Here is a 13,037-nt window from a genome sequence, read left to right on the forward strand (position 1 = left end):
CTATATGAGGTTTAGTAATGCTTGAACTGTTTTCTCAATTCCCTCTGCCGCTTCTCGTATGGATCCGGCAAGCATGTAAGCAGGGGTGGAGACAAAGCTGAGTTCTTCATCGATGACAATTTCAGATACGGGGCAATTGATGTGTTGCGCACCCATTTGTTCAATAGCTTGAGCGGTGCCTGAATCGTTGCCAATTGTAAGCTGAGGAGCGGGTGAATTATTGCCAAGAATTTTTGCAATAACTGCCGGTGCAATACAGAGTGCAGCAAAAGGTTTTTTTGCCGCGACCATCTCGTTGACGAGTCGTGCAACGTCGCTATTTACCGTACAATCCGAGCCATTAACGGCAAAGTCACAGAGGTTTTTAGCAGCACCAAACCCACCAGGGATGATAAGCGCGTCAAAGTCATTGGCGCTGAGGGAGCTGATGTCCTTCACCTCACCCCGAGCAATACGAGCCGATTCAACGAGAACATTACGTCGCTCAGATTCGGCCACTTCACCTGTTAAGTGGTTGACGACATGCATTTGATCAATATTTGGCGCCATACAGACCGCTTCAACCCCAGCGCGGCTTAATGCCAGCAATGTGATAACAGCTTCATGGATTTCACTGCCATCGTAAACACCACATCCTGAGAGAATTACACCAACTTTCACCATAACAGTTTACTCCTATTCTCTTTAAATTCTATTTGGATTTTGATAAAGCACAGCAATCGCCCGAGGCCTGATTGTGCCACGAGCAATGTAACCATGGGGCTCTGTCGAATCGTAATAAACTGAATCGCCTGGTTCGAGATAGATCACTTGATCACCGTGGCGGAACTCTAGTTGGCCATCAAGAAGATAGAGAAACTCTTCACCTTCGTGGCGAACCATTAGATCATCGGTCCAGTTGTCTGCAAAGAATTCGACATCAAATGGCTCCATATGATGATGTGTTTTGCCAAAGGCACGTGAATTATAAGTGTATGATTGACTGCCGTGGTCATGTGCTGACCGCAGTTGTCGTGCATGTTGTTCTCCCGCACGAACCAGCAAGCATTTTGTGTCGTTGCGTTCATCGTCAAAAAAACAGTTTAGTGGCACCTGAAATGATTTAGCAATACGCAGTAGAGTAGCTAGGGGGGGAATAACTTGATTGTTTTCAATCTGTGACAAGAGCGGCTTAGAGAGTGCTGTTAAGTTAGCAAGGTCTTGTAGGGTCATCCTCCGTTCTTGGCGTAAGGTACGAATCTTCATGCCAATTTGAAACTCTTTGACCTCATCTCGAATGTTTTCCATAAAAAGAATCCGATGCTTAAAGCGAAGATGGTGTCCCAATATTTTTATGCTCAAATGAATAAAATCGATTGGGATGGATATTTTCCTTATTTTAATTCTTTAGTATACTCGCACAGCAGGGTGTGGGAAAGGTGAAAAGTGATGATTGTATACAGAAAAATGCTGTTATCTGGATGTTTTTAGTCGTTTTTTTACTTTGATGGGCCATTCTGGTTAAATGTGAATTGACATCGGTTGAGGTTCGATGTAGAAAAGGAGGCTGGAAGTTTAAATGAATTGTTATGGATGTTTGACCGAAGGAGTTAAGTAGATGAAAAATCTGATGTTTGCGGTTTTGGCTGTTGTGTTTGCTTTTGTGCCTGTATTTCTGGCGCAGCAAGATGGAACGACCTCTCCGATCACAAAAGTAGAAGTATTAGAGCAGGGCGTGTATAAATACGAAGGCGCAAGCAAGGGCTTTGTTAAATTCGATCACAATATGCACAATGAAATGTTAGATCAAGATTGCAGTAGCTGTCATGACGGCGAACCTGCAAAAATTGATGTCTCTAGCATGTCCGCTGGTCACGGTTTATGTGGTACCTGCCACGATCAAGTGGAAGATATGGAAGCATGCGCGACGTGCCATAGTAAGTAGCTATATCGTTTGAAAAGAATTTAAAGGGAGGTAGCCGATGCTACCTCCCTTTTTTCGTTTGCAACAACGTTTATCTTTATCGTGGAATTATTGATGGCACAAACACAAATTAAAACAGTCTTGTTTGATCTTGATGGTACGCTACTCGATGTTGATATGCAGCAGTTTATCCCTGCATATCTTAACGGGTTGGCCCAGAGCATCGACCCTGAATTGGATCGCAAGAAATTTGTTGAAACGATGATCTCGCGTACCATGGAACTATTGGCCAGTGATGATGGTTCGCAAACAAACGAAGATTTTTATCGTAAAATTGTTTGGTCTGATTTAGGTATTACATCGACCCAGTTCGGTGCTGGACTGCAACGTTTTTATCGTGATTATCTCGGTCAACTAGAACCGCTGGTAACATCTTTTCCTTTAGCGCGAAAGCTGATTGAGCGCTGCCAATCACTTGGTTTCGATGTTGTTATCGCTACCAATCCAGTTTTTCCTCGCCCTGTTGTCGATGCCCGCTTGCAGTGGGCTGGCGTGGGTGACATTAACTATCGCTTTATTACAAGTTTCGAAAATAGTTGTTACTGTAAGCCCAATCCACGCTACTTTACATCCATATTTGATGAATTATCTTGCGACCCGAAAAGTGTTTTGATGGTCGGTAACGACACTGAACATGACCTAAGTGCCTCACAGTTAGGTGTCACTACATTTTTAGTTGAGACATGGATGATTGATCGTGAAAGTACCTTTATTGCCGACTACCGTGGTAGTCATTTAGATCTGTATCACTTTATAGATCAATTAGAGGCTGCGGATTAACAAGCAGTGATCATTGATGTGTTTGACAAAATAGTACTTTTTCGTTAACCTTTGCGACACTAAAAGTGTAGGATAATCCTCTCTTTATACTGATGACATTTGCCCCCAACACAGGAGATATTGATGGCACGACAAGTAGATGATCCTGAACTCGCTTTTCGGTTAGCCCGAGCAATTGTTTCTGATATTGCGCTTTACAATGCAGATAAAGTCAGCGAAGGGGTCAAGAATGATAACATTTTCGATCTATTGTCTGATGAGTTGCAAGAGGGGCGTGATCACTTTGCAGAACGAACTGCTGATACGATGACTGAGCGTAATCAAATTTATGATCGTGCCATTGTTGATGTCATGATTAAGCAAGCTGGAAAAATTGAGAGTTCTATTTGGTAAATGGATAAAACAATAGAGTTATACTTCGAACCGGGCCAAAGCGTTGAACGTTTGGACCGGTTTTTGTCTCATGAACTACCTGAGATGAGTCGATCCCAGCTTAAGAAACTGGTTGATCAACAGCAAATTGTTGTCAACGGTGAGGCGGTAAAGGCAGGCCTGCGTCTACGTGGTGGCGAAAAAGTTGTCGTTGTCATTCCACCCGCGGAAGAGATTGAAGCCGTTGCAGAGCAGATTCCTATTGAGGTGCTCTATGAGGATTCTGATCTGATCGTGATCAATAAAGCGGCAGGGATGGTTGTTCACCCCGCCTGTGGTCACGCGAGTGGGACGCTTGTTAATGCCTTGCTGTATCATTGCCAAGATCTCTCTGGGATTGGTGGTGAACTACGACCTGGTATCGTGCATCGCCTTGATATGGATACCTCGGGGGTGATGGTCGCAACTAAAAACGACATGAGTCACACTAGTTTAGCGGCACAATTTAAAGCTCACACGGTGAATCGCCGTTACGTTGCATTGGTTCACGGACTCATTGATGACAATCGAGGCACGGTTGATCAGCCCATTGGCCGCCATCCAACCCTGCGCAAAAAAATGAGTTCACAATGTCGCAATGGTCGACATGCCGTAACCCACTGGAAGGTGCTACGTCGCTATGAGTCAGACCGCTTGACGTTGGTCGAATTACGATTAGAGACGGGGAGAACACATCAAATACGTGTTCATTTCTCTGAGCTCAACTTACCGATTATTGGCGATCCTCTTTATGGCAATCGGTCACGCGCTAACGGGATGAATGATCCGGAAATTCGGCAACAGATTCAACACCTGAAACGGCAAGCACTTCATGCTCGTTTACTTGGTTTTATTCATCCTCGAAGTGGTGAGTATATGCAGTTTACCTCGCCAATTCCAGACGATATGGCAAGTATTCTTTGCGTTTTGGATGAAAAGTATGATATTGAGCCACTCTCTTTTTCTCATGTCCCATTGAATGATGAAAATCACGTTTAACGAAAATAGTATCGGAGCAAAGCAAACCATGGATTTGGTCAAATGTGGAAAGATAACCTGTTTACAGGCGGGTTGGTCGCAAGAGGGTTCTGTTGTTGCAGGTGTTTCAACACGAAATGGCGGCCTGAGTCGTCCACCATATAACTCGCTCAACTTGAGTACCAATACCGATGATCCAGAGTATAATGTTGAGGGCAATCGCTCGACATTTCTCAATGCATTTGGTGTGTCAACGCACCATTTTTTGTTGGTAAAACAAGTTCATGGAGCCGATGTCCTCGTTGTCGATAGTAAAAACCATGACGTGAGCCATTTTCAAGATGTCGCCGCCGATGCCATTGTTACCAATCAGCCTAATTTGATGATCGGTATTCTGGTTGCCGATTGTTTTCCCGTACTTTTGTTTGATCCGGTTAAAAAGGTTTCAGCGGCTATCCATGTTGGCTGGCGCGGAGCTTCTCAGGGGATTGTTGGCAAAGCTATTGCCGCGATGGTCGAAGAGTTTGGTTGCGATGTAAAAGAGATTAAAGCGATGGTTGGCCCAGGAATCAGTGCTGATCATTATCAGGTTGGTAAAGATGTTCGTGATGCTTTTCGCACCGGACAAGGCAATTGGAACGATATCGCAGAAGAGGTTGAGCTTGGACAGTGGAAGCTTGATATCCAGCGAAGTATTGATCTTCAATTGGCCGCTGCTGGTATTGTTGGCAAACAGCGTGAAATGAGTCATTTCTGTACATGGAAGCAGCGCGAGTTGTTTTTCTCGTATCGCCGTGATGAAGGCCAAACAGGACGGCAACTTGGTTTTATCATGTTTAACGATAACGATTAACGATTGAATCAAAATTGAGATTAGAACAACAAAGGGAGGCTTTCGAGCCTCCCTTTGTTGTTTTGTGAACTGCAACTTGAATCAGTGAGCCGGCTGAGGCAACAGCACAAGGCATTGAATCACCAAAGTATTATAAAAATCGCGCTTAACCCATAGGTGGAATCTATTTACGCCAAAATGAGGGTAAAAAGAGGACGAGAACGGTGAAAAGTTCGAGCCGGCCAAGCAGCATGCAGAAAATGAGAACACTTTTGCCAAAGGCTGAAACATGAGCAAAGTTATCGACGGGGCCGATACTTCCGAGTCCTGGGCCAATGTTTCCTAAGGTTGCAATAACCGCCGCTGCACCTGAGATGAGATCCATGCCGCTGGCCGCCATCAGAAATGATGCGGTAACAAAGACCCCCATAAAGAGCGCAAAAAAGCCGAGGATCGCTTGCATCACATCTTGGTCAACAGGGTTATTGCCGAGCTTAACTAAACGTATCGCCCGAGGGTGGATGAGGTGGTAAAGCTGGACGGTGCCGTGTTTAAGTAGCAATAAAATCCGCGCCACTTTCATTCCGCCACCCGTTGATCCTGCGCAACCACCAATAAACATCAAAAACAATAAAATATATTGGGTTAAAACAGGCCACAGTTCAAAGTCGGCTGTGGCAAATCCAGTAGTTGTTAAGATCGATGCCGTTTGGAAGGCGCTGTAGCGGAGGTTGTCAACGACAGAATCGTAAACTGTCCCTTGGTTCATCCACATCAAAATAGCAACAGCGCTAAAGGTAATGAGGAGGTAGAAGCGAAACTCCTCGTTGCGGAAATATTCACCAATGCGCCCTTTTAGGGCGTAGTAGTGGAGGGAAAAGTTGACGCCTGCTAAAAACATAAACAGAGTAATTACCCAGTCAATATAGGCGCTATCGTAGGCGGCAATTGAAGCATTGCGGGTTGAGAATCCACCCGTTGCTAAGGTTGCAAAAGAGTGACAGATGGCATCATAAAACGACATGTTGCCAGCCATTAATAGTAATGTTTCGAGGACTGTAAAGATTACATAGACACCCCAGAGTAGCTTGGCGGTATCTTGAATTCGAGGCTTAAGTCGGTCGGCCGTCGGTCCAGGAACTTCAGCTTGAAATAGCTGCATACCACCTACGCCAAGCATGGGTAGGATGGCCAACGATAGGACGATGATCCCCATGCCACCAAGCCAGTGGGTCAGTGAACGCCAAAAAAGGATGCTGCGCGGCAGACTCTCGATGTCGGCGAGAATGGTTGAGCCTGTGGTAGTGAAGCCGCTCATCGTTTCAAATAAGGCATCAAGGGGGGAACTGATCGCACCAGACAGAAGGTAGGGCAGTGCGCCGAATACAGCAAAGGTCAGCCAGCCGAAAGTGACGACGGCAAACCCTTCACGCACTGAGAGCTCCTTTTTGTTTTTAAATATTTTTATTAGCGCTAAGCCGGTGATCAGGCAGATCGCTGATGAGAGGGTGAAGGCGGTGACGGTGCCCTGATGCTCGTAAAAAGCAAATGGCAATGGCGTGAGTAGCGCCAGCGATAGGCATACGAGCAGTGCGCCGAGAATATGAAGAATAAAAGTAATTTTCATCTATTCGAAAAACTTTTCAATTTTGGTCAATGAGTCTGGCAGGGCAAAAACAACCACCCTGTCTCCTGCAGCCAGAACTGATTCCCCTGTCGCGATTTCATAGCTTGACCCGTGAACAATAACACCAATAATCGCCCCGTTTGGAAAATTGATCTCCTTGAGGGGGGTACCGATAATTTCACTGTTTTGTTGGACCTCAAATTCAAGCACTTCGGAATTACTACCCTCAATGGTTGCCAGCGAGATAACGCCACCGCGGCGGACATATTTAAGGATTGCTCCGGCTGCTGATAATCGTGGCGAAACACAGGCATCGATACCGAGTGACGGAGCAAGGTTGAGTAGCTCTGGTTTGTTGATAAGCGCCAGCGTTCGACTTGCTCCATGCTGTTTGGCCAATAGCGCACAAAGGATATTGGTCTCATCCTTCTCCGTTACTGAGATAAATACATCGGCGTTGTTGATCCCCTCTTCAACTAAGGCATGAATGTCCGTGCCTTCAACATTGATAACCATGGTTTTTTTTAATTTCGCCGAAACTTTGCGGCAGCGTTGTTCATCGCGGTCAACGAGGCGGACATCGAAATGTCGATTTTCTAGCTGTGCTGCAATACGAACCCCAATTTTGCTACCACCGAGAATAAAGACGCGGGGCATCTTTTTTTTCTTTTCCTTCGGGCGCAGCAAATATTGGATTGCGGGCAAGTCTTTTTTGTGAGCAAACAGGAAGATGCTGTCACCGTTTTCAATGCGGTCTTCACCACGGGGGATGATGGTCGTTTTGTCGCGAGTGATCGCAGTAACCACAAAATGGTACATTCCGCGCAGCTCGCCAAGTTCGCGTAAGGTCATGCCGCATAGTGGACTTTCACTGTCGATGCGGTAGCCGAGAAACTGTATCTTCCCCTCAACAAATTCTGCAACATCAAACGCGCCACTGCGACAAGAGATTTTGACCATCTCATCGGCAACCTCATCGTCTGGATTGATGAGCAGATCAATGCCAAGCTTCTCTTTTGAAAGGATGGCACCGTGACTTCGATATTCAATACTTTTGACTCGCGCTATGCGTGTTTTAACATCGTATTCACGCGCAAGAAGGCAGGCGAGGATATTGACTTCGTCCATATTTGTTACGGCGATGAAGATATCTGTGTTCTTAATATCCGCTTGCTCTAAAATTTCAGCACTGGCACCATTACCTGGAAGACCCATAACATTCAGGCGATCCTGAGCTTTTCGTAGGTGGGTTTCATCTCGATCAATAAGGGTGACTTCGTGACCCTCTTGAGATAGCCGTTCACACAGGAAAAAACCAACTTGTCCTGCTCCAACGATAAGTATTTTCATAAAGTATGCGGTACTCCAAAATAGTTACAATATCGTGCTAGCAACTAGCAGACTGTTGGACTTCACATGGACCTACTGCAAAACAGCCTGCGTGGCCCATATTTCCGATAATTTTCGACAAATAGTCCAGCTATTCGCTCTCAAATTATCGAAAATCTGGTCTCAAGCAGTCTATTTCTCGCTACGGCCCGTCAATTCCGACAATCTGCTATTGTGTCGTAGCTTCCGACAGCCTTGATCGTTTGCCAGAATGACGTCGATACCATATTAAGGTTTAAACGTGCTATCTTTGGCATAAATTTCGATAATCTGCAAGGGGCGGTTCATCGTTTTTGCGCAGCGGTAGACCACTTTTTGTGAAAAATACGGAGAAAAATGATGATGTATGTGGATGTTCCCGAAGAGGTGTTGCGCAAGGAGCGCGCCAAAGCACGAGAGCTACGTAAAAGTGGTTGGTGGAAAAACCGGATTGCCTTGGGTGCGTGCCACTATTGTGCTGGAACGTTTGCGGCCAAAGAGTTAACCCTCGACCATGTTGTTCCACTGGTGCGTGGCGGTAAGACAGCCAGAGGGAATTGTGTCCCTGCATGTAAGGCCTGTAATAGTAAAAAACAAGACCTGTTGCCAAGTGAGTGGCAGGAATATTTGAATCACTTAGAGACGCTCGATGCTTAATACTTCGCCCATGTCGTTTTTAGTGCTTAACCCTTGCACCGCCACCTTTGCAATGTCATAGTCACGCCATGTCAAAACCCTATCTTGTTTATTCTCAATATCTTAAACAGCGCTTTGGTGGTCGTGTACATAAAATCTCGATTGATGCAGGTTTTTCATGCCCTAATCGTGGTGCGTCGCGAACCAACCCAGGCTGTCTGTTCTGTGAACCAAATGGTTCAGGATCATTCGCGATTGCCCGCCGCCTATCTGTGACAGGGCAGGTGGAACATGGCAAAGAGGTGATGATTCGCAAATATAAAGCCAAGTACTTTATTGCCTATTTTCAACCTTTTTCGAACACCTATGCTCCTGTTGAAAAACTACGCGCCCTTTATGATGAAGCGCTGGCAGTCAGTGATGTCGTTGGTTTAGCCATTGGCACCCGACCGGATTGCTTGCCGATTGAAGTTCTTGATCTTCTGCATGAATATCACCAGAGTACCGATCTGTGGTTGGAGATTGGGGTTCAAAGTTGTCACGATAAAACCCTCAAGTACCTGCGTCGAGGCCATGATTATGCGAGCTTCCTCAGTGCTTATGCGGCGGCTAAGGAGCGTGACATACGTGTTTGCGCGCATGTTATTTTAGGAGTGCCAGGAGAGAGCCATGAGGATATGCTGGCCACTGCCGATGAGATGGCGCGTTTAAAGGTGGATGGAATTAAAATTCATCTGTTACATGTATTGCAAGATACGGCTTTGGGCGAACGTTACCAACGGGGAGAATTCGAAATTCTTTCACGTGAAGCCTATGTGCAGTTAGCGGTCGATTTTTTAGAACGAATACACCCTGATACGTTAATTCAACGTTTAACTGGTGATGGCCCACGCGATATTTTATTGGCCCCACGCTGGTCGCTAAAAAAATGGGAAGTACTCAATGCCATAGAGGATGAAATGGCCAAAAGGGGAACGGTGCAGGGAAGTCACTGCCGTTTTTAACTGCTGAAAGGGTTGCGTTTAGCGGGTTGCAGCTGGACGATGAGTGTTAAGGATGGTTTGCTGTGGTCTGGGTACACCAACACATACGCTGAAATGCTGCTAAAAGAGGATTCTAGTGGATGGTGATTTCTACGTCTTGGAGTGTTTGTGCTGTTGCTGTTTCAGCAACACCGTCCCATGAAATAAAGACCATTGATGCCCATAAAATACTGACTACTATAATGAAATATCGTGACATGGCGGGTACCATACACGACCTTTATCATTAAAATCAAGACAAGTATTTAGCAAACGTTCGATAGCGTGCTCTTGCTTGAATGGAATAAATAATGGATCTATCACTATTAAATGAGCCGCAACGTGAAGCGGTGTTACATACCGAGGGCTCACTGCTGGTATTAGCTGGGGCTGGGTCTGGTAAAACGCGCGTTATTACCTGCCGCATTGCCTATTTGCTCCGCAGCATTAGTGCCGATCAGATTGTTGCGCTCACCTTTACCAATAAAGCGGCGAAAGAGATGCGTGACCGCGTCATCGAAGAGGTGGGGCGTAAAAAAGCCAAAGGTTTAATTGTTTCCACCTTTCACTCGCTTGGTGTGCGGATTTTACGTGAAGAGATTCAGCGCCTTGGTTATAAAAAAAACTTTTCAATTTATTCCGCTTCGGACCAATTGCGTCTTGTTCGCGATCTGGTTCAGGGGAATCACATTGAGGGGACAAAGGTTGATCCTGATCGCGTGCTGTGGCTGATCTCGCAGGCAAAGAATCGACTGGTTACGGCGGAAAACTATCAGGCTAATCCACACGATGATTATGACCTGATCGCTGCGCACACCTATCCCCGATATCAGCGGATGCTCAAGGCCTGCAATGCTATTGACTTTGATGACATTCTTCAGTTAACGATCCAGCTGTTTAACGAGTTTCCCGTTGTTCTAGATCAATATCGTCAGCGCTTCCGTTACATCATGGTTGATGAGTATCAGGACACCAATGTGGTTCAGTCGACAATGCTCCATTTTCTGAGTTCGTATCACCATAACCTCTGTGTTGTGGGTGATGATGACCAGTCAATTTATGGGTGGCGAGGTGCTGAACCCGGCAATATCCTCGATTTTGGCAAAGACAAAGCCGATTCAAAGGTGATTAAGCTTGAGCAGAACTATCGCTCAACGGGGCGTATTCTTGCGGCAGCAAATGCCCTGATTCTACACAACACTGAACGTCACGGTAAACGGCTGTGGACCGATGGTGAAGAGGGCGATCCGGTTCATTACCGCTGTTGTGATGATGGTGAAGATGAAGCGATGGCGGTCGTTGAAACGATCCATAAAGAGCGCTTTAGTCGCAAGTTAGAGTATCGTGATTTTGCAATTCTCTACCGCACCAATGGCCAGTCGCGCGCTTTTGAAGAGCAGTTACGCTATGAAAATATCCCCTATGTCATCATCGGTGGCCAGCAATTTTTTGACCGCAAGGAAGTTAAGGATGCCTTGGGATATTTAAAGGTGTTGGCCAATCCGCACGACGAAGTCAATTTGTTGCGCATTCTCAATTATCCGAAACGGGGAATTGGTGAAACCAGCGCAGAAAAGATTATCCAGTCATCCATCGAGAAGGATCAACCGTTATGGGAGATTCTGCAACAGGCACGGCACATTCCTGAGTTGGGTGAGAAAGCCATTGGCTCAATCGAAGCGTTTGTGCTGTTGCTTGAGCGTTATCAGCGTGAATTTCGTCAACCTCAGCAGATGGTGGCGATTGTTCAGGATCTGTTTCGTGAGTTGAAACTCGAAGAGGAGTTGTTTCGTCAGGCCGATGACCCCGTTAAGGCGCGCCGTCGGGTTGAAAATCTTCATGAGGTGATTAACTCCCTCTCTACTTATGTCGAACGCGAGCCGGTGCCAACCCTCGGTGGTTTTCTTGAAAAGGTCTCACTGTTGGATCGAGACGAGCCAGCTCGTGGCAGTAAAGAGGAAAAGCTCAAGCAAGATGCTGTGGTGATGATGAGTCTTCATTCGAGTAAAGGGCTGGAATTCCCCTGTGTTTTTTTGGTCGGCATGGAAGAGGGTTTTTTGCCTCATAATAAAATTGTTGACGAGGGTGGCGATATTGCTGAAGAGCGTCGTTTGTGTTATGTCGGTATGACCCGAGCGCGGCAAAAACTAGTGATGTTGGGTGCTGCGCGGCGTAAAAAATATGGTCGATTGCAGCCGAAAGATCCGAGTCGCTTTTTGCTTGAGATACCAGAGGAACTGATCGAAAAAGAAGGAGCGATGGCTGTTGAGGCATCACCCTCAGAGAAAGAGGCGATGGCAAGCGACTTTTTTAGCGGAATTAAGGACTTATTGGACTAATGAATGGCGAAAGTGGTTGTAAATGTGTATGCTTTTTGTTTGAATGAACTATGAGTCTCATTAGCGAATGGCCGATTATTTGGTTTCGCTTAATTTTTGTTGTTTGCTGATCAGCAGGAGGCGAAACTGGCGTTGTTTAAAAGAAAAAGTTCCATCCATAAAGGGGTAGTCGGTCTGACTTTTTTTTCGGATGGCCTTGCATTGGTCCAGCTTGAAACCTCCGCTGAAGGTGATGTCTCTTTGCGCGTCGCTGAAAGCGTCGACTGTGGCCGTACCAATCATGCTGAGGTTCTGGCTGAACTTGTGCAGCGTCACCAATTACAACGCGCGCCGTGTTGTGCTGTCTTAGCACGAGGAACCTATAATCTGATTCAAATTGATCAGCCCGATGTTCCTGAAGCTGAATTGCGCGATGCGGTACGGTGGCAAGTCAAAGATCTACTTGATTTTCCCGCAGACCATGCCGTCATTGATCTATTCTCCACCTTGGGTGCGGGTGGTAGTCCGATGAACTTTGCTGTGGCTGCTGCGGAAGAAAATATCCGTTATGTGGTCGATGTCATGCAGCAGTCTCATTTGGATGTCAAAGTGATTGATATCCCTGAACTAGCTTTGCGTAATGTTATAGATCGTTCGTTTGAGTCGGATCGTGGGGTTGCCTTGTTGAGCTTATGGCGTGATAACGGTCTGGTGACCATCGTTCGTAATGGTGAACTGTGTATGGCCCGACGGATCAATCTCGGCGTCCAGGAACTGGTTGCCGCTGCTGATATGGACGCTGTCGATGGTGTGGAGATTTCTCAGGCGCAGCAAAATATTCTTGATAGTGTTGTGTTGGAGATTCAGCGCTCGCTGGACTATTACGAAAGCAGTGTGTCGCGCCAACCTGTTGCCGCCGTTCTGTTGGCACCACTGGCCGCTCCTGTGCCGGGGTTACAGTCTTATCTCGATACCTATTTAACTCCCGATGTCCAAGAGCTCGATTTGAGTCGTTGGCTCGGCAATTGTTCTGTTGTTGAGTCTGAACAGTCCCGCTGCATTGCTGCTATTGGCGCTGCATTACGCAGTGATTGGAATTGAT

14 protein-coding genes are annotated in these 13,037 nt (G+C 46.3%); 9 read left to right on the forward strand and 5 right to left on the reverse strand.

All coding sequences use genetic code 11. The features are described from left to right. Positions 1-663 (reverse strand): isoprenoid biosynthesis glyoxalase ElbB, encoded by a 663-nt coding sequence (gene elbB, locus ACZ5KY_RS04510; protein WP_464242709.1) that lies wholly within the window; start codon positions 661-663, stop codon positions 1-3. A 21-nt stretch (positions 664-684) separates the two neighbouring features. After that, positions 685-1,287 (reverse strand): helix-turn-helix domain-containing protein, encoded by a 603-nt coding sequence (locus ACZ5KY_RS04515; protein WP_464242710.1) that lies wholly within the window; start codon positions 1,285-1,287, stop codon positions 685-687. A gap of 310 nt (positions 1,288-1,597) precedes the next feature. On the opposite strand from ACZ5KY_RS04515, the gene ACZ5KY_RS04520 reads away from it, so the two are divergent. The 5 genes from ACZ5KY_RS04520 (at position 1,598) to pgeF (ending at position 4,985) form a co-directional block, all read left to right on the forward strand. After that, positions 1,598-1,924, forward strand: a complete 327-nt coding sequence (locus tag ACZ5KY_RS04520; RefSeq protein WP_464242711.1) for a cytochrome c3 family protein — start codon at positions 1,598-1,600, stop codon at positions 1,922-1,924. Between the two features lie 93 nt (positions 1,925-2,017). Beyond that, complete coding sequence (locus ACZ5KY_RS04525; protein ID WP_464242712.1) at positions 2,018-2,743, forward strand: HAD family hydrolase; 726 nt, start codon at positions 2,018-2,020, stop codon at positions 2,741-2,743. Positions 2,744-2,866: 123 nt separating this feature from the next. Further along, the gene (locus ACZ5KY_RS04530) at positions 2,867-3,136 is read left to right on the forward strand and encodes a hypothetical protein (RefSeq protein WP_464242713.1); all 270 of its coding nucleotides are present in this window, start codon (positions 2,867-2,869) and stop codon (positions 3,134-3,136) included. Further along, positions 3,137-4,153 (forward strand): RluA family pseudouridine synthase, encoded by a 1,017-nt coding sequence (locus ACZ5KY_RS04535; protein ID WP_464242714.1) that lies wholly within the window; start codon positions 3,137-3,139, stop codon positions 4,151-4,153. Positions 4,154-4,181: 28 nt separating this feature from the next. Further along, on the forward strand, positions 4,182-4,985 hold the full coding sequence (pgeF, locus tag ACZ5KY_RS04540) for a peptidoglycan editing factor PgeF (protein WP_464242715.1): 804 nt from the start codon (positions 4,182-4,184) through the stop codon (positions 4,983-4,985). Between the two features lie 163 nt (positions 4,986-5,148). Here the strand turns inward: pgeF and ACZ5KY_RS04545 are convergent, their stop codons facing one another. Together ACZ5KY_RS04545 and trkA are read right to left on the reverse strand one after the other, a co-directional pair. Continuing rightward, entirely contained in the window at positions 5,149-6,591 is a 1,443-nt protein-coding gene (locus tag ACZ5KY_RS04545) for a TrkH family potassium uptake protein (protein WP_464242716.1), read from the reverse strand. After that, positions 6,592-7,941 (reverse strand): Trk system potassium transporter TrkA, encoded by a 1,350-nt coding sequence (trkA, locus tag ACZ5KY_RS04550; RefSeq protein WP_464242717.1) that lies wholly within the window; start codon positions 7,939-7,941, stop codon positions 6,592-6,594. Between the two features lie 375 nt (positions 7,942-8,316). Here trkA and ACZ5KY_RS04555 point away from each other — a divergent pair, with 375 nt between their 5' ends. Together ACZ5KY_RS04555 and mnmL are read left to right on the forward strand one after the other, a co-directional pair. After that, positions 8,317-8,616: an HNH endonuclease gene (locus ACZ5KY_RS04555; protein ID WP_464242718.1), complete on the forward strand. Its 300-nt coding sequence runs from the start codon at positions 8,317-8,319 to the stop codon at positions 8,614-8,616. A gap of 68 nt (positions 8,617-8,684) precedes the next feature. Further along, the gene (gene mnmL, locus ACZ5KY_RS04560) at positions 8,685-9,599 is read left to right on the forward strand and encodes a tRNA modification radical SAM protein MnmL/YtqA (protein ID WP_464242719.1); all 915 of its coding nucleotides are present in this window, start codon (positions 8,685-8,687) and stop codon (positions 9,597-9,599) included. Between the two features lie 112 nt (positions 9,600-9,711). Here mnmL and ACZ5KY_RS04565 read toward each other — a convergent pair whose 3' ends face one another. Next, entirely contained in the window at positions 9,712-9,837 is a 126-nt protein-coding gene (locus ACZ5KY_RS04565) for a hypothetical protein (protein WP_464242720.1), read from the reverse strand. A 91-nt stretch (positions 9,838-9,928) separates the two neighbouring features. On the opposite strand from ACZ5KY_RS04565, the gene ACZ5KY_RS04570 reads away from it, so the two are divergent. Together ACZ5KY_RS04570 and pilM are read left to right on the forward strand one after the other, a co-directional pair. Continuing rightward, on the forward strand, positions 9,929-11,956 hold the full coding sequence (locus ACZ5KY_RS04570; RefSeq protein ID WP_464242721.1) for an ATP-dependent helicase: 2,028 nt from the start codon (positions 9,929-9,931) through the stop codon (positions 11,954-11,956). Between the two features lie 132 nt (positions 11,957-12,088). Beyond that, positions 12,089-13,036, forward strand: a complete 948-nt coding sequence (pilM, locus tag ACZ5KY_RS04575) for a pilus assembly protein PilM (protein WP_464242722.1) — start codon at positions 12,089-12,091, stop codon at positions 13,034-13,036. Position 13,037: the final 1 nt, after the last annotated feature.

The organism is Desulfuromonas svalbardensis (assembly GCF_055389415.1).

Excerpts from the sequence above, each read along its gene's own strand:
- pgeF (WP_464242715.1), top strand. The coding sequence starts at position 4,182 with ATGGATTTGGTCAAATGTGGAAAGATAACCTGTTTACAGGCGGGTTGG.
- ACZ5KY_RS04545 (WP_464242716.1), bottom strand. The coding sequence starts at position 6,591 with ATGAAAATTACTTTTATTCTTCATATTCTCGGCGCACTGCTCGTATGC.
- ACZ5KY_RS04535 (WP_464242714.1), top strand. The coding sequence starts at position 3,137 with ATGGATAAAACAATAGAGTTATACTTCGAACCGGGCCAAAGCGTTGAA.
- mnmL (WP_464242719.1), top strand. The coding sequence starts at position 8,685 with ATGTCAAAACCCTATCTTGTTTATTCTCAATATCTTAAACAGCGCTTT.
- ACZ5KY_RS04565 (WP_464242720.1), bottom strand. The coding sequence starts at position 9,837 with ATGTCACGATATTTCATTATAGTAGTCAGTATTTTATGGGCATCAATG.
- ACZ5KY_RS04530 (WP_464242713.1), top strand. The coding sequence starts at position 2,867 with ATGGCACGACAAGTAGATGATCCTGAACTCGCTTTTCGGTTAGCCCGA.
- ACZ5KY_RS04525 (WP_464242712.1), top strand. The coding sequence starts at position 2,018 with ATGGCACAAACACAAATTAAAACAGTCTTGTTTGATCTTGATGGTACG.
- elbB (WP_464242709.1), bottom strand. The coding sequence starts at position 663 with ATGGTGAAAGTTGGTGTAATTCTCTCAGGATGTGGTGTTTACGATGGC.
- trkA (WP_464242717.1), bottom strand. The coding sequence starts at position 7,941 with ATGAAAATACTTATCGTTGGAGCAGGACAAGTTGGTTTTTTCCTGTGT.
- ACZ5KY_RS04520 (WP_464242711.1), top strand. The coding sequence starts at position 1,598 with ATGAAAAATCTGATGTTTGCGGTTTTGGCTGTTGTGTTTGCTTTTGTG.
- ACZ5KY_RS04515 (WP_464242710.1), bottom strand. The coding sequence starts at position 1,287 with ATGGAAAACATTCGAGATGAGGTCAAAGAGTTTCAAATTGGCATGAAG.
- ACZ5KY_RS04570 (WP_464242721.1), top strand. The coding sequence starts at position 9,929 with ATGGATCTATCACTATTAAATGAGCCGCAACGTGAAGCGGTGTTACAT.
- ACZ5KY_RS04555 (WP_464242718.1), top strand. The coding sequence starts at position 8,317 with ATGATGATGTATGTGGATGTTCCCGAAGAGGTGTTGCGCAAGGAGCGC.